This is a genomic window from Haloterrigena salina JCM 13891 (assembly GCF_000337495.1).
Taxonomy (GTDB): domain Archaea; phylum Halobacteriota; class Halobacteria; order Halobacteriales; family Natrialbaceae; genus Haloterrigena; species Haloterrigena salina.
This window is the reverse complement of record NZ_AOIS01000027.1, coordinates 78,233-94,005: the sequence shown is the minus strand read 5'-3', so window position 1 is coordinate 94,005 and position 15,773 is coordinate 78,233. Positions and strand designations below refer to the sequence as shown.

16 protein-coding genes are annotated in these 15,773 nt (G+C 67.3%); 6 read left to right on the top strand and 10 right to left on the bottom strand.

The window, feature by feature from the left end:
* Window positions 1-80 precede the first annotated feature (80 nt).
* Window positions 81-1,742 carry a long-chain-fatty-acid--CoA ligase gene (locus C477_RS06965; RefSeq protein ID WP_008893749.1) on the top strand — a complete coding sequence of 554 codons (1,662 nt, stop codon included), beginning with the start codon at window positions 81-83 and terminating at the stop codon, window positions 1,740-1,742.
* Between the two features lie 60 nt (window positions 1,743-1,802).
* Here the strand turns inward: C477_RS06965 and C477_RS24480 are convergent, their stop codons facing one another.
* On the bottom strand, window positions 1,803-2,099 hold the full coding sequence (locus C477_RS24480) for a hypothetical protein (protein WP_338032981.1): 297 nt from the start codon (window positions 2,097-2,099) through the stop codon (window positions 1,803-1,805).
* Here C477_RS24480 and C477_RS22825 point away from each other — a divergent pair.
* From C477_RS22825 to C477_RS06950, 3 genes are all read left to right on the top strand, one after another.
* A complete protein-coding gene (locus C477_RS22825; protein ID WP_229380253.1) occupies window positions 2,050-2,202 on the top strand; it encodes a zinc ribbon domain-containing protein in 153 nt (50 codons plus the stop codon). The two genes, C477_RS24480 and C477_RS22825, sit on opposite strands and share 50 nt — an antisense overlap.
* 133 nt (window positions 2,203-2,335) lie before the next feature.
* Window positions 2,336-3,097 carry a V-type ATP synthase subunit D gene (locus C477_RS06955; RefSeq protein ID WP_008893747.1) on the top strand — a complete coding sequence of 254 codons (762 nt, stop codon included), beginning with the start codon at window positions 2,336-2,338 and terminating at the stop codon, window positions 3,095-3,097.
* A 30-nt stretch (window positions 3,098-3,127) separates the two neighbouring features.
* Window positions 3,128-3,523, top strand: coding sequence for a DUF6276 family protein (locus tag C477_RS06950; RefSeq protein WP_008893746.1), 396 nt, complete (start codon window positions 3,128-3,130; stop codon window positions 3,521-3,523).
* Window positions 3,524-4,085: 562 nt separating this feature from the next.
* Here the strand turns inward: C477_RS06950 and C477_RS06940 are convergent.
* The 6 genes from C477_RS06940 to pepF all read right to left on the bottom strand — a co-directional run bounded on the left by C477_RS06940 (window position 4,086) and on the right by pepF (window position 11,348).
* Window positions 4,086-4,484, bottom strand: a complete 399-nt coding sequence (locus tag C477_RS06940; RefSeq protein WP_008893744.1) for a DUF5811 family protein — start codon at window positions 4,482-4,484, stop codon at window positions 4,086-4,088.
* A 71-nt stretch (window positions 4,485-4,555) separates the two neighbouring features.
* Entirely contained in the window at window positions 4,556-5,032 is a 477-nt protein-coding gene (locus tag C477_RS06935) for a pyruvoyl-dependent arginine decarboxylase (RefSeq protein ID WP_049914370.1), read from the bottom strand.
* Between the two features lie 293 nt (window positions 5,033-5,325).
* On the bottom strand, window positions 5,326-6,558 hold the full coding sequence (pan2, locus tag C477_RS06930) for a proteasome-activating nucleotidase Pan2 (RefSeq protein ID WP_008893742.1): 1,233 nt from the start codon (window positions 6,556-6,558) through the stop codon (window positions 5,326-5,328).
* Between the two features lie 233 nt (window positions 6,559-6,791).
* A complete protein-coding gene (locus tag C477_RS06925; RefSeq protein WP_008893741.1) occupies window positions 6,792-8,555 on the bottom strand; it encodes a hypothetical protein in 1,764 nt (587 codons plus the stop codon).
* Window positions 8,548-9,342, bottom strand: a complete 795-nt coding sequence (locus C477_RS06920; RefSeq protein WP_008893740.1) for an ABC transporter ATP-binding protein — start codon at window positions 9,340-9,342, stop codon at window positions 8,548-8,550. The genes C477_RS06925 and C477_RS06920 overlap by 8 nt, the downstream gene beginning before the upstream one ends.
* A 194-nt stretch (window positions 9,343-9,536) precedes the next feature.
* Complete coding sequence (pepF, locus tag C477_RS06915) at window positions 9,537-11,348, bottom strand: oligoendopeptidase F (protein ID WP_008893739.1); 1,812 nt, start codon at window positions 11,346-11,348, stop codon at window positions 9,537-9,539.
* A gap of 163 nt (window positions 11,349-11,511) precedes the next feature.
* Here pepF and C477_RS06910 point away from each other — a divergent pair, with 163 nt between their 5' ends.
* Together C477_RS06910 and C477_RS06905 are read left to right on the top strand one after the other, a co-directional pair.
* Window positions 11,512-12,627 (top strand): oxidoreductase, encoded by a 1,116-nt coding sequence (locus tag C477_RS06910; RefSeq protein ID WP_008893738.1) that lies wholly within the window; start codon window positions 11,512-11,514, stop codon window positions 12,625-12,627.
* A 72-nt stretch (window positions 12,628-12,699) separates the two neighbouring features.
* Complete coding sequence (locus tag C477_RS06905; protein ID WP_008893737.1) at window positions 12,700-14,085, top strand: M28 family metallopeptidase; 1,386 nt, start codon at window positions 12,700-12,702, stop codon at window positions 14,083-14,085.
* A gap of 33 nt (window positions 14,086-14,118) precedes the next feature.
* On the opposite strand, the gene C477_RS06900 is transcribed toward C477_RS06905, so the two are convergent.
* The 3 genes from C477_RS06900 to truA form a co-directional block, all read right to left on the bottom strand.
* Window positions 14,119-14,433 carry a NifU family protein gene (locus C477_RS06900; protein WP_012944488.1) on the bottom strand — a complete coding sequence of 105 codons (315 nt, stop codon included), beginning with the start codon at window positions 14,431-14,433 and terminating at the stop codon, window positions 14,119-14,121.
* Window positions 14,434-14,518: 85 nt separating this feature from the next.
* Complete coding sequence (locus C477_RS06895) at window positions 14,519-14,761, bottom strand: hypothetical protein (protein ID WP_008893735.1); 243 nt, start codon at window positions 14,759-14,761, stop codon at window positions 14,519-14,521.
* A gap of 54 nt (window positions 14,762-14,815) precedes the next feature.
* Window positions 14,816-15,703 (bottom strand): tRNA pseudouridine(38-40) synthase TruA, encoded by an 888-nt coding sequence (truA, locus tag C477_RS06890; protein WP_008893734.1) that lies wholly within the window; start codon window positions 15,701-15,703, stop codon window positions 14,816-14,818.
* Between the last annotated feature and the right edge of the window lie 70 nt (window positions 15,704-15,773).

The following is a 15,773-nucleotide window of genomic DNA, read 5'->3' as shown; positions in this document are numbered from 1 at the left end:
GTAGCCGAACGTATCGATCGAAGCCACAGTTCGGAACGAACCGCAATGAACTTAATCATCGTTAATGTCGTACGTCGCGTATGCACAAACCACTACTCGTGACGGACTTCCTCGATCGGGCGCGCAAGCACTACGGGGACGAGGAAGCCGTCGTCGCGACCACGGGGGAACGGTACACGTACGACGAGCTCGGCGAGCGAGCCGACCGATTCTCAGCGGCGCTGCAGGAACGGGGAATCGAGAAGGGCGACCGCGTCGCCGTGCTCGATCCCAACACGCACTACCACCTCGAGGCGGCCTACGGGAGCATGCAACTCGGCGCGGTGCACACGCCGCTGAACTACCGGCTGACGCCCGAGGACTTCTCCTACATGCTCGAGGACGCGGAAGTCGACGCCATCTACGCCGACTACGAGTACGTCGACAAGATCGAGCCGATCCGCGACGAGGTGCCGACGGAGACGTTCATCACGAACGACGCCGACGCGGTCGAAGGGGGTGAGGCCGGCGAAGCCGGGCGATCCTCGTCGGACTCGTCCGACGTAGAATGGGAGGAGTTCGACGCGGTGCTCGAGGACGCGGGCACCGAGTACGACCGCCCCGAGATGAGCGAGGACGAGATCATCACGATGAACTATACCTCGGGGACGACGGGTGACCCGAAGGGGGTCTGTCGGACCCACCGCTCGGAGACGCTCCACGCCTATCTGATCACGGCCCACCAGGAACTGCGCGACGACGACGTCTACCTCTGGACGCTGCCGATGTTCCACGTCAACGGCTGGGGCCACATCTACGCCGTGACGGGGATCGGCGCGAAACACGTCTGCACGCGCGGCGTCGACGCCGGGGACATCTTCGAGGCCGTCCAGACCGAGGACGTCTCCTACATGTGCGGCGCGCCGACGGTGCTGAATCTGCTGATCGACTACTATGAAGAGAACGACCCCGAGACGACCGGGGAAAACGGCGTTCGAATCGCGACCGCCGGCTCGGCGCCGCCGGAGGCCACCATCCGCACCGTCGAGGACGAGTTCGGCTGGTACCTCAAACACGTCTACGGCGCGACCGAGACGGGGCCGCTGATCACCACCTCCGACGCGCGGCGCACGTTCGACGACGACGATTCGGACCGCTTCGCGATCAAGAAACGCCAGGGACTGGGCTATCTCGGCACCGAAATCCGCGTCGTCGACGAGGACGGCAACGACGTCCCTCGCGACGACGCCTCGATCGGCGAGATCGTCGTCCGCGGCAATCAGGTCATGGAGAAGTACTGGAACAAGCCCGACGCCACCGAGGAAGCCTTCAACGACCGCGTCGAGGGCTACTACCACACCGGCGACCTCGCCGTCGTCGACGAACACGGGATGATCTCCATCCAGGATCGCAAGAAGGACATCATCATCTCCGGCGGTGAGAACATCTCGAGCATCGAACTCGAGGACACGCTGTTCGACCACCCCGAGGTCTCGGACGTGGCCGTCATCCCGGCGCCGAGCGACGAGTGGGGCGAGACGCCGAAGGCCTTCGTCGTTCCAGGTAACGGCGATCCGGACGACCCGAGCGTGACGCGGGACGAACTCGTCGATTTCACCCGCGACAACCTCGCGGGCTACAAGGTCGTCCGAGAGGTCGAGTTCGTCGAGGAACTGCCGACGACGGCGACCGGCAAGATCCAGAAGTACGAACTCCGCCAGGAGGAGTGGGAGGACGAAGATCGGATGGTCGGGCAGGGCTAATCCGGTTCGGTTACGCCCTATTCGTCCGAGGCCGCCGAATAGTCTCGGAACTACCTATCGTCAGCGATCGTCGCGGTCCGACTCGTCCGAGTGGGTTCCCCACCGTTCATCTCGCCCCGTCGAGGATCGATCGTCGGTCCGTGACCGCCGGTCGGATTTCTCCTCGCGGTCGTCGGTAGTCGTGTCTGCGCTCGTAGGAGGATCGGCGCTCGAGTCCGTTCGGGACCGACTCCGGCCGCCGCGTTCCTTCGCGATCCGTTCGGCTTCCGCGCGGTCGACGACGGTTGGATCCGACGTCTCGTTCTCGATCGCAACCCAGAGCGCCAGCGGGACGGGGCTGTCAAAGCTCTTCGACATCCAGAATCGACAGTTCATGGTCGTAAGTTGTACGAACTGCGGCTACTCGGAGCTCTATCGCGGCCAATCGTCGGGGAACATGGTCAATCCCTTCCTCGGGTAGCGTCGGGTGCCGAGCCGAGTCGGTTCGTCGCTCGGTCGTGAACGGCCCACGCACACTGCAGGGTCCTTCCGTCGGCCGATACCCGCCAAAACTGTAAACAGTTATCCGACTGGGGGCGCAAACCCTCCACAAGATGGCCAAGGACGTCAAGCCCACCCGCAAGAACCTGATGGAGATCGAGGATCGGATCGAACTCTCCGAGCGGGGACACGGGACGCTCGAGAAGAAACGGGACGGGCTGATCATGGAGTTCATGGATATCCTGGACAAGGCCCAGGACGTCCGCGGGGACCTCGCACAGGACTACCAGAACGCCCAGAAGAAGATCAACATGGCCCGAGCCATGGAGGGCGACGTCGCGGTCCGCGGGGCCGCCGCCGCGCTGCAGGAACACCCCGAGATCACCACCGAATCGAAGAACATCATGGGCGTGGTCGTGCCCCAGATCGAGTCCTCGCGCGTCTCGAAGAGTCTGGATCAGCGAGGCTACGGGATCATGGGCACCTCCGCCCGCATCGACGAGGCCGCCGAGGCCTACGAGGACTTACTCGAGAGCATCATCCTCGCCGCCGAGGTCGAGACGGCGATGAAGAAGATGCTCCGGGAGATCGAGACCACCAAGCGCCGCGTCAACGCCCTCGAGTTCAAGCTCCTGCCCGACCTCTACGAGGGCCAGGAGTACATCGAGCAGAAACTCGAGGAGCAAGAACGCGAGGAGACGTTCCGACTGAAGAAGATCAAGGAGAAGAAAGAACAGGCCGAGAAGGAAGAACGCGAGGCCGAAGAAGCGGAAGCCGAGGACGAGGACGAGGTCGCCCCGGACGACGAGAGCGGCGACACGGCCGAACCCGACATGGAACAGTCGACCGCGGGCGGCGTGCCGGGCGGCGACTGATCGCACGCGGCCCACGCACCTGCTACGACCATGGCCTGTACAGCATGTAGCTCACCGACGGTCGTCTTTTCGATCCCCGAAGAGTACCGCGAGCACGCGCCGGGAGAGTCGCCGAACGGGACGCTCTGTACCCGCTGTTTGACCGTCGATCCCGAAGGTGGCAGCCCGCTCGAGGAACCGAATTTTACCCGTGTGAGCGACACGTATCCGACCGCCCCCGACGCCGCGGTCCCGTTCGCCCTCGCCGTGGACCTGTGTTCGTCGCTGGCGACGAACCGGGCCGCGATCGAGGACCTCCTCGAAGCCGTCGAGCGCGCGGGGACCGACCCGCTGCTCGTACTCGACCGACTGGTCGACGATCCCGACGTCGAACCGACGATCGATCTCGAGCGACGGCGACACCAACTCGAGCAACTGTTGTATTGACGAGTACGTCGACCCGGACGACGAGCCGGACACAATACCGTACGATAGTCAGCTGTCCGTTGTGATCACCGTTTCGCCGCTATTTTCGTCGGACGGAAGCGCTAACGGCTCGAGTCAGGAGTCGAAACCGCCGCTCCAGGCGAGGAGGAAAATCACGCCCGAACTAACGGCAAGTAGTACGACGGTCGAGAACTCCGCTATCGGCGGTATGGGGTAGGCGATCATGAGATAGCCCGCCCAAAACACGGCCGTGACGAATCCGATCACGGCGAGCCGACCGGCCGGATGAAGGGTCGCCCACCACTCCCGACGTGACGGTTGATATGTCATATCGAACTCTTCTCTCGGATATTATAAGTGATTCTACGGTATGACTTTGGCCAGCAAGTAGTACAGGCGGAGCGGCTGATTCCTGTAACCGCCGGTGAATCCGAACCCTACGCGCCAGTTCGGTCGATCGACGAACCGAGTACGGTGCTGAGAGCAGCGATACCGGCTGCTACGTGCTGGTGGAAGTCGAGAATCGAGACGAGCCCGCCGTGCGGGTCCGTGCTGGCTCGAGTTACTTCGCGGTCGGCGTCACGTTGTCGCTGATCGCCTGCTTGACCTGCAGGGCGGCGCTGGCCGCCAGTCCGCGGGCCACCTCGTCGCGTTCGTCGGCGGTGATCACCGCGTCGCCGGCCGCGACCTCCTCTAAGTCGGGCGTGAAGCCGGCGCTGACGGCGTGACCGATCGGCGGGCGGACGGCGACGGTGACCTGCGGGCCGGTCATGCTCTGGGAAACCTCGGAGTCGACGACGTATTCGTCGGGGAGGAAGTCACGGGTTCGAGCGGCGATTCGGGAGACGTCGCGGTGGAGGGAGCGCTTTTGCGTCCGCGAGAGGTCCGGAACGTCCGCCGCGGCACGCTGACCAGCACCCGTTTCTCCCGGCAGCCCGGCGTACGGCGTATTTCCGTTCATGAGAAGTGTGTACTGGTAGCAACGCACCGACGCGTCAAAAGGATTCGCTTTCGGGAAATTCCGACAGCGCGTCAACAGATCGGTTCGCTCTCGCCGTACACCGCGAGGACGACGGCGGTCGTGTGCTCTCCCGGTTCGGCCCGCTGGCTCTCGACGGCCACCTGCGGATCGGCGAACCGCCAGTCCCGAAGCTCCTGGCCGGCGCGAAGTCCCTCGCGAACCCGGCGTTCGACGTCGGCCTGATCCGTCTCGCCGGCAGTCTCGTAGAACAGCCCCGGCCCCTCGGCCGATTGGGCCCACGCCAGCGCCGCGCTGACCTGTCCCGGTCCCGCGATCGTGGCCCGCGCCTCGACGACGGTCAGTCGGTCGCCGACGGGGCCGAGGTCGGGCGCCGTCCCGACGGCCTCGACGTCGACGTCGGCCGGGATCACCGAGGAGACGGAAACCAGATTGTAGTTCTCGACGCCGGCCTCGGCGAGGGCGGCGTCGTAGGAGGCCATTGCCGTCGGGGCCGACGCGGACCCCCAGACGACTCGAATCGTGCTCATACCCGAGTTCGGGACCGGACGGCGTAAGGCGTTGCGATCCGAGAGTGGCTCGAACCGATGACACCGAGAACGAATTCGTGGCCACGAGCAACGCCCGAAGAAGTGAGGGCGTCGCGAGTCGGGGGAGGGCAGGCAGTCCACCGACACCGGCCGCGAGAGAGCGCCGCAGGCGCTCTCGAGCGGGCCGACGACTGATGTGGAGCGAACGCGGTGAGCGGAACGGAAGGAGGAGTGCTTTTCATCGAAGTTTTCCCGAGGGTGCGGCGAAGCCGCGCCCGCAGAGGAAAAGTTCGTTACTGGTAGAAGTACCCGGGCGACGAAACCACGTCGCTCGAGTCGTCCTCCTCGATCTTCTCGAGGGCCTCCACGAAGTCCTGGTGGGTGACCTCGTTGCGGTCGTTGCGGATGGCGAACATGCCGGCCTCAGTGGAGAGGCTCTCGATTTCGGCCCCGGAGTAGCCCTCGGTGTCGTCCGCGAGGGCGGCGAAGTCGACGTCGTCGGCGACGTTCATACCGCGGGTGTGGATCTGGAGGATCTGCTCGCGGCCGTCGCGGTCGGGTTCGGGCACCTCGATGAGGCGGTCGAACCGGCCGGGCCGGAGGATCGCGCGGTCGAGCATGTCGAAGCGGTTGGTGGCGGCGATGATGCGGATCTCGCCGCGGGCCTCGAAGCCGTCCATCTCCGAGAGGAGTTGCATCATGGTCCGCTGGACCTCGGCGTCGCCGGAGGTCTTGGACTCGGAGCGGCGGGTCGCGATGGCGTCGATCTCGTCGATGAAGATGATGGCGGGCTCGCGCTCGCGGGCCATCTCGAAGAGGTCGCGGACGAGCCGCGAGCCTTCGCCGATGAACTTGCGAACGAGTTCGGAGCCGGCCATCTTGATGAAGGTGGCGTCGGTCTCGTTGGCGACTGCTTTGGCGAGCATCGTCTTGCCCGTCCCCGGCGGGCCGTACAGCAGGACGCCGCTCGGCGGCTCGATCCCGACCTCGGTGAACAGTTCGGGTTCGGCCAGCGGCTGCTCGACGGCCTCGCGGACCTCCCGGACCTGCTCGTCGATGCCGCCGATATCGGCGTAGGTGACTTCGGGCCGCTCGGTGATCTCCATCGACTGGGCCCGCGCGTCGGTCTCGGCGTTTAACACCGTCTGAATCGCGAAGGAGTCGTTGACGGCGACGCGGTCGCCGGGCTCGATCTGCTCGACGATCCGCGGCGAGACGTCGGTCAGCACCTCCTGGTTGTTGCCGTGCTGTTTGACGATGACCTCCTCGTTCTCGAGGACGTCCTCGACGGTGGCGATGTACAGCGAGGAGCTCTTGAGCGTCTCGTTTTCGCGCTCGATGCGGTCGACGCGCTCGCGGAGTTGCTCCCGGCGTTCGTCGGCGTCGTCCAGCTGTTCGGACAGCTGGTCGTTGACGTCCACGAGGTCCTGGTAGTGATCGCGGAGCGCCTCGAGCCGCTCGTCGTCGGGGAGATCCGGATCGATATCGCGGTGAGGTCGGTCGGGGATAGACGGGCTTCGAGACATCCTGACGTACGCTCGTAAGTCCCCGACGATAAATGTGCCTTTGGGTCCCGGATGGTTTTCGAACCCCACGAACGATGGCTCAACCCCGCGATATACGGGGACTCAGAGCGAACTGCAGGGGCGACGAGGACGACTCGAGCGGGCGTCTCGAGTCGGCCCGAACCGGACGGTTCGAATTCGATCCGCTCGAGCGACCGTGCGAATCGACACCTAAGGTGGGTGTCCGAATCGCATCAGGCCGTCGTGTACCGCTCGAAACGGCCGATCGCGCGGCGGTACGAGAGCGCCGCGACGAGGAGGCCGCTGAAGAGAACGAGACCGCTACCGCCGAATCGCAGGACCGCGAGGTCCAGGCTTCCGATCCAGTCGCCGAGCGCGGCGAACCAGTCGGCGGGCGCCGCGACGACGTCGACGGTCGCGGCCGCGAGCAGTTCCAACAGGACCGCCGGAAGGCTTCCGAAGAGGCCGGCCAGCGCCGCTCGCGTCAGCTCCGGGGCGAGGACGAGTCCCGCGAGAACGGTTCCGGGGACGACCGTCAGCGCGGCGTGGAGAGTCACGGCGGTCATCCGCGGCGGGATCACGTCGCGGCTCCGTCCGACGGAGATGGCGCTGAACCGTGGGAACGTCATCCCGATCAGCGGCGTGATCGCGACCGCGACGCAGGTCAAGAAACCGCTTAGCGCGATCAGGCCGGCGCGCTCGAGCAGCGCGTACGGCGAGACGAGCGTCGCGAGCCCGGTCGCGAGGGGGACGAGCGGGAGGCCGATCAGCAGGCCCGGCACCAGAAGGCCGCGAACGTACTGACAGCCCGGGACGGCCGTCAGCGTTACCGGGAGCACCGCGCCCTCGTCGCCGAAGGGGTTCATCGCGAACAGGGAGCCGACGGCCCACGGGAGCGCGACGGCACACAGCGGCGCGGCCACCGTCTTGATCGAGCCGGCCTGGACGGCCGCATTGACGACCGCGCTCCCGCCGGCGAAGAGGGGAATCATGAGGAACGTCAACCGGTTGGGGTCGCGTCGCGTTCGAAGGAGCGACCACTCTGCAACGCGTCGCGTCGGCGTCGATAGCAGTCGGGGCACCGGCAGCGGCGCCGCGGCGGCCGCGAGCGCGTCGCGACGAGCGATCGGTTCCGCCGCACCGTCCTCGTTCCGGTCCGACTCGTCCGCGACGACGTCCACCGGGTCGATAAACCACAGCGTCGCCGTCAGTCGGTTGACGGCGAGTCCGCCGACGGACAGCACCGCCGCGCTACTACAGAGGGAGCCGATCCACCGCAGCGGTGCCGATAGCAGTCCGGAGCCGGCCAGCGCGAGGTCGGCGAACCACCCGATCGGCAGCCACGCGAGCGACGACTGGTCGAAGGAGAACGGACCGATCCCCATGGCGAGGAAATACCCTCCCATTCCGAGCAGCGACGCGACCGTTCCGAGGACGGTCCGGTGGCGGGCGACGAACGGCGACGTCGCCACGAGCAGGGCCACCGCGTAGCCGGCGGCCGACCCCGTGACGGCCACGGTCGCCGCGAAGAGCAACGCCGTCAGCGGCACGAGAACGAGGGCCGCCGGCGAGCCGAACAGGACGACGCAGATTCCGGTTACGAGTACCGCCGGCGGGCCGAGATAGGCGAGCAATCGGAACGTCTCCGCCACGACCAACCCGATTGCGGCCGTTCGCTCCGGGACGGTCGTCAGGACGAACGGTTCGGCTTCGATTCGCGTGCGCGCGGAGACGACGCGCTGACCGACGAGAAACACCCCGAACAGCCAGAAGAGCGCGATCAGTCCCCGAGCGTAATCGGGGGCCGGGAACGTCTCGATGTCCCCGAGTTGCTCGGCAAACGCGATCGCGACCAAGCCGCCGATCAGCGTCGGGACGAGCATGCCGAAGCCGATCATGGCGGCCTGAAGCGGATTCCGGCGGAGCGCGCGGACCGACCGCCGAAACTCGAGAACGCCGATACGGAGGCTCGTCCGGGCCCAACTCGAGTCAGTCACGGGTCGCCTCCGCAGTTTCGGTATCGCCGCGGGCACCATCACGAGCGGAGCCCAGAGGGTCGGCGTCGGTCAGTTCGAAGAAGACGTCCTCGAGCGTGCCGTCGTCGCCGGCTTCGGCCCGTTGGACGAGCGCGTCGGGCGCACCCTCGGCGACCAGTTGCCCGTCCGAGAGGATACCGACCGCGTCGGCGACCGTTTCGACGACCGGCAGGATGTGCGTCGAGAGAAAGACGGTCGTGCCTCCGTCCGCGAGGCTACGAATTCGCTCCCGGATCGTCTTGGCCGCTCGCGGATCCAGCCCGGACGTCGGTTCGTCGAGGAAGACGACGTCGGGGTCGTGGAGCACGGCCTGCACGAAGGCGACCTTCTGGCGCATCCCCGTCGAGTAGTCGTCGATGAGCGCGTCGGCGTCGGCCAGCAAGTCGAGGTCCGCCAGCAACGACTCGATCCGCTCCCGGGCGGCCGCCGACGAGAGGTCCCGCAGCCCGGCGACGTACTCGAGTTGCTCGAAGCCGGTCGCCTGCTCGTACAGCGGCGGCGTCTCCGGGAGGTAGCCGACGCGCGGTCGGAGCGCGGTCCGGTCCGTGATCGGAACGCCGGCGACGGCGCCGCTCCCCTCCGTCGGCCGGGTGAGACTGGTCAGCAGCCGCATCGTCGTCGTCTTCCCCGCGCCGTTCGGGCCGAGAAAGCCGTAGACGGATCCCTCGGGAATCGAGAGCTCGAGGTCGTCGACGGCGACCGTCGCTCCGTACCGTTTCGTCAGTCCCGTCGTCTCGATCGCTACCATTCGTTACGTCCCTATACCTATCAATACAAGTAGTGGTTGTGGTTTGATTGTACCTCTTTCATGTCTGTCTGGATGGTGAAACCGTCGGGGGAGCGGATACGACAGCACGAGAGGCGCAGTGCGAAAAGCGAGACGGAACGGAAGCGAGAGCGTGAAAGCGCGGACCAACCGCTCGAGTCGCCGGCCGACTCGACCTACTTCATCAGCGCTTCCATCTCCTCGAGTCGCTGCCCGTAGGTCTCGAGGGCGCGGTCGATCGGTCCCGAACTGCTCATGTCAACGCCGGCGATCCGCAGGAGTTCGAGCGGGTACTCCCGGGAGCCCCGCCGGAGGAACTCGAGATAGTCCGCGGCGGCGTCGGCGTTCCGGTCGCCGCCGGCGCCGTCGGGGAGCACGTTGTCGACGATGGCCAGCGCCGCGGAGATTCCGGTCGCGTACTGGTAGACGTAGAACGCGCGGTAGAAGTGAGGGATGCGCATCCACTCGCGGGCGATGCGGTCGTCGACGACCGCGGGCTCGTAGTAGTCCTCTTTCAGTCCGCGGTAGAGGTCGTCCAGTCGGTCGGCCGTCAGCGGTTCGCCCTCCTCCTCCAGGCGGTGGGTCTCGTGTTCGAACTCCGCAAAGAGGGTCTGGCGGTAGAGCGTCGAACGAACGCGCTCCAAGAACTCGTTTAAGACGTGCTTCTTGAACTCGGGGTCGTCGACGGTCTCGAGGAGGTGGCTCGTGAGCAGGGCCTCGTTGACCGTGCTGGCGACCTCGGCGACGAAAATCTCGTAGCTCGAGTAGACGAAGGGCTGTTCCTCCTTGGTGAGTTCGGAGTGCATCGAGTGGCCGAGTTCGTGGGCCAGCGTGTACATCGAGGAGATGTCGTCCTGATAGTTCATCAGGATGAACGGCTGGGTGTCGTAGGTGCCCCCCGAGTAAGCGCCCGCTTGCTTGCCCTCGTTCTCGTAGACGTCGACCCAGTTCGACTCCAGTCCCTCGGCGACGCGGGACTGGTACTCCTCGCCCAGCGGCGCCAGCGACTCGACGACGTACTCGGTGGCCTGATCGTACTCGAGGTCGGGGCCCTCGTCGCCGGTCAGGGGCATGTAGACGTCCCACATCTGCAGGTCGTCGGTGCCCAGCGCCCGCTCCTTCAGTTCGGCGTGGCGGTGGAGTTTGTCGATGTTGTCGTGGACCGTCTCGACGAGGGTGTCGTAGACGTCGACGGGGACGTTGGGGCCGTCGAGGGCGGCCTCGCGGGCGGTGTCGTAGTTTCGGGCTCGCGCGGTCTTGACGTCGGCCTTGACGCTGTTCTTGTAGGCCGAGGCGACGGTGTTTCGCATGGCCGACCACTCGTCGTAGTACTCCTCGTGGACCGTTCGACGGAACTCGCGGTCGGGCCGCTTCAGCAGGTTGACGAAGTTGCTCTGGGTGATCTCGACGTCCTCGCCGTCGGGATCCTCGACGGTGGGGAACTCCATGTCCGCGTTCGCGAGCATGTTGTAGACCTCGCCCGTCGCGCCGGTCACCTCGCTCAGGTCGGCGAGCAGTTCCTCGACCTCCGCCGAGCGGGTGTGGGGCTTCATCCGGAGGACGTCGTCGACATAGTGGTCGTAGGTCTCGAGGGCGGGTACCTCGTCGACCATCGCGTCGAACTCCTCGCGGGTCAGCTCCTGGATTTCGGGGTCGATGAACGACGCCGCGGACTGGGCGTCGGCGGCCAGCGACTGCGACCGGGCGGTCAGCGCCTGGTACTGCTGGTTGGTCGTGTCCTCGTCGCGGCGCATGCGGGCGTAGGCGGCGACGGTCGACACCTCGCGCATGATCTCGTCGCGCAACTCGAGGACGTCACGGAGCGTTTCGGCGTCGTCGGTGACCTGGCCCTCGTAGGTCGCGAGCTCGTCGACGCGCTCGGCGACCGCCTCGTAGGCGGCCTCCCAGTCGTCGTCGGTCGCGTAGATGCTCTCGAGGTCCCAGGTATACTCTTCGTCGACCTCGGAGCGTTCGGGAACGGAACTCATAGGACGCGTTTCGGAACGTAGGTGGTAAAGCGTATCGGAGAGGGAAAACCGACCGCGGCAGCGCCGGTGAGACGCCACCGGTCCGTCTCGGTTTATAATCGCTATTTCGCGGCCGATACACGACGGCCCGCCGCTTTTACGCGTCGCCGGTCAACAGCGCTCGATGAACACTTCCAACGATATTCTGTTCGATTCCGTCGACCTCGGCGACGAAACGCTGCCGAATCGGGTCGGTCTCGCACCGATGACCCGAACCAGCGCGACGGCGGACGGCCGCGCGACGACCGAGATGGCGCGCTACTACGCGAAGTTCGCCCGCGGCGGCTTCTCGTTTCTCATCACCGAGGGGACCTATCCCGACGAGGCGTACAGTCAGGGATACGACGACCAGCCGGGAATCGCGAACGACGACCACGTCGAGGCGTGGCGGCGGGTTACCGACGCCGTTCACGACGAGGGCGCGCCGATCGTCGCCCAGTTGATGCACGCCGGCGCGCTCTCGCAGGGGAACCGCTACACCGACGAGCGGCTCGCACCGTCGGCGGTCCGACCGAAGGGAGAGCAACTCGAGATGTACGGCGGGAGCGGCGAGTTTCCGGAGCCCCGCGCCGCGACGACGGACGACATCGAGGACGTAATCGAAAAGTTCGTCGCGGCCGCCGAGCGCGCGGTCGAGGCGAACTTCGACGGCGTCGAAGTCCACGGCGCGAACGGCTACCTGCTCGACCAGTTCCTCACGACGTACACCAACGAGCGCGACGACGAGTACGGCGGCGATGTCGAGAACCGAATCCGTCTGACGGCGGAGGTCCTCGAGGCGGTCCAGGCCGCGACGCCCGACGAGTTCGTCGTCGGCGTTCGGATCTCCCAGAGCAAGGTCAACGATCCCGATTACCGCTGGCCCGGCGGCGAGGACGATGCGGAAGTCATCTTCGAGAGACTCACCGACGCCAGCGCCGACTACCTCCACGTCACCGAAGAGGACGTGACGACGCCCGCCTTCGAGAGCGGCCCGACGCTCACGGAACTCGCCGACCGGTACGGCGACGTTCCGGTGATCGCCAACGGCGCGCTCGAGGACCCGGACGCGGCGCGCGCGACCGTCGCAGCGGGCGCCGACCTGATCACCCTCGCGAAGGGCGCACTCGCTAACCCCGACTGGCCCCAGCGCGTCGCCGAGGACCGGCCGCTCGCGGACTTCGACTTCCAGCGCATCCTCCAGCCGGACGCCACCATCGACGAGTCCGAGGTGCCCGAACCAGCGGACGCGGACGACTAGGCGCCTGCGGTAGACGGTCGCCCGATGGCGTGCAGCCCCGCGGCTTTTTTCGCTCACCGACGAAAGGCGGATATGAACGAGAGCGAGAGCGAGCCGGCGCTCGAGCGCGCGCTCGGCCGCGCCTGGACCGACGACCGAGCCTGGACGCTGCTGACGCGGCTGACCGAACTGCCACACCGGATGGGCGGCTCGCCCAACGAGCGCCACGCGGCCGATATCGTTCGCGAGACGCTCTCGGACGCGGGCCTCGAGGACGTGCGGGAACAGGAGTTCTCGATGCAGTACTGGGAACGTGGCTCGACCGAGTTCGCCGTGGTCGGCGGCGAGCACGGGAAAGACGACGAACCGGACCGCCGCGAAATCCCCGACCGCTCGTTCGAGGCGCTCGCGCTCCCGTACTCGCCGGCCGGCGACGTCGGGGGCCCGCTGGTCGACGTCGGCTACGGCACCCCCGAGGAGATCGCGGACGCCGAGTTGCAGGGGGCGATCGCCGTCGCCAGCACCACGACGCCGCGGGACCAGCGGTTCGTCCATCGGATGGAGAAGTTCGGCCACGCCGTCGCCGCGGGCGCGGAGGCCTTCGTCTTCGCCAACCACGTGTCCGGACAACTGCCCCCGACGGGAGCGCTGGCGTTCGACGCCGAGGCCGCCGCTCCCGGCGTCGGCGTCAGCGCCGAAACCCACGACTGGTTGACCGACTACGCCGAGCGGGGCGCTCGAGCCCGGCTCCGCGTCGACGCGACGACGACGGACGGCTCGAGTCGAAACGTCCACGGCGTGGTAGGTCCGGATACCGACGACGAGGTGCTCGTCGTCGCCCACTACGACGCCCACGACATCACCGAGGGCGCGCTCGACAACGGCTGCGGGATCGCGACCGTCGCCGGCGCGACGGCGATCCTCTCGGCCCTCGAGGACGACCTCGACCGTCGGGTCCGGATCGCGGGCGTCGGCTGCGAGGAGATCGGCCTGCTGGGCGCCGAAGCGATGGCCGAGGAACTCGACCTCGAGTCGGTTCGCGCGGTGGTCAACGTCGACGGCGCGGGCCGGTTTCGCAACCTGCGGGCGCTCTCCCACGGCTCAGAGGACCTCGAGGAACTGACCGAGGACGTGACGTCGGCCGTCGGCCAGCCGGTCGTCCACGAGCCGGACCCCCACCCGTTCAGCGACCACTGGCCGTTCCTGCGGGCGGGCGTGCCGGCACTGCAACTCCACAGCGAACCCCCGGAGGGCGGCGAGCGCGGCCGCGGCTGGACGCACACGACGGCCGATACGCGCGACAAAGTGGATCGGCGAAACCTGCGCGAACACGCCGTGTTGACCGCGCTACTGGTGCGAGAACTCACCCGAGCCGACGTGGCGCGGATCGAGGCGGACGACCTGCGCGAGCGGCTGCGAGAACAGGAGTACGAGCCGGGGATGCGCGCCGCCGATATCTGGCCCGACGCGTGGGACTGACCGAAACGGAGCCTCGAGGCGGAACCGCGAGGATCAGAACGGGACGTCGTCCGAGATATCCCGGGAGGTCCCCTCCGTGAGTCCGTCGAAGCCGGTCGTCACCGAGACGTAATCGATCTCGTCGATCTCGCCGGGGAGGCGACGCTGGATCGCCTGGGTCGTCATCGGACTGACGCCGCAGCCGCTACAGGCGCCGGTCAGGTTGATCTCGACGGACCCCTCCTCGAGGTCGACGGCGGTGATCGACGAGTCGCCGCCGTGGGCCTGAATCTGGGGGAAGTTGCGCTGGAGGAACAGCGAGACGGCTTCGCGGACCTCGTCTTCCGGGGACTGGGCGGACTCGCTCATACCGGGGTCGAGGATCCGGACGGATTTATCTCTGTTCACCGATCGGTTCGGTCGCGGAGGAGCGGGAGCCGAGTCGACTCGACCGTCACCCGCGCATCTCGGCGTCGATGGCGGTCCGGACGACGCGGGCGACGCCGAGCATCGCGACGAACGAGCCCGCGAGAATCAGCGCGGCCAGCAGGAAGACCGCGAGCCCGACCGCGCCGGCGGTCGGCCCCGACAGCAGCGGCGAGACGAGTTGCATGCCGAAGACGACGATACAGACGCCTGCCGCGACGCGGATCGAGCCCCGCCAGTAGGCGCCGTACTCGTCGGGAGACAGTTCCATACGGCCGACTGTCGGTCCCGACCGTAAAAAGCGTCCGTCCGACGGCCGGTGCGCTCACCGGACGCCGTCCGCGATCCGGCCCGCGACTCGAGCCCTCGTCCGTCGCTCGATCCGGCGCTCGCGGAAGATCTCGCGGGCGCTCGCGGCCGCCGTCTCGTCGATCTCGAAGGAGAGGTCGGGATAGTCGACGGCGGTCAGGACCAGCGGCTCCGGCGCCGCCGGCGCGACTCCCTCGTGGCCGGGCAGGGGTTCGGGGTCGAACGCGCGGTCGATCTTCTCGAGGGGCGCGTCGCCGGTTCCGACCGCGCGGGCGAGCGAGACCAGCCGGCGGACGAGTTCGCGGGCGAAGCCGCCGGCGGTGACGGTCAGGACGAGAAAGTCGCCGTCGCGGGTCGCCTCGAGGGTCGGCGAGCGCTCGGTGTTTCGGTCGTCCGGCGTGAGGTTGTGGAAGTCGTGGCTGCCGGAGAGAGCCTCGCAGGCGGCCCGAAAGCGGTCGTCGTCGACGGCGTTTCGCCCGGAGGCGCCTCGATCGTCGGCGCGATCGCCCGCCGGCGCGGCTCGGTCGCGTCGACGCGAGTCCGCCGGCGGCGCGTACAGGTGATACGCGTACTCGCGGCGCTCGGCGTGGTGGGTCGCGTGGAATTCCCGGGGCGCGTCGGCGGCGGCCCACGCGCGGATATCGGCCGGGAGTTCGCCGTTGAGGGCTCGCGGCGTCAGCCAGTCGGGCGCCTCGAGGGCGACCGTCTGGGCGAGCGCGGAGACGCCGGCGTCGGTCCGTCCCGCGGCGGCGTAACCGTCGGGCCTATCGGCGTCCGGGGCGAGCACCTCGAGATCGCGCAGGGCGTCGAAGATCGCGTCCTCGACGGTTGGGACGTCGGGCTGGCGCTGGAAACCGTGGTAGCCGGTCCCGTCGTAGGCGATCCGGAACGCGCGGGTCGGCATCGACTCGAGGGTGGGCGGCCAACGTGTTAGGGCCGTCGACCCGCGCCGACCTGCGCCGAATCCGCGCGAT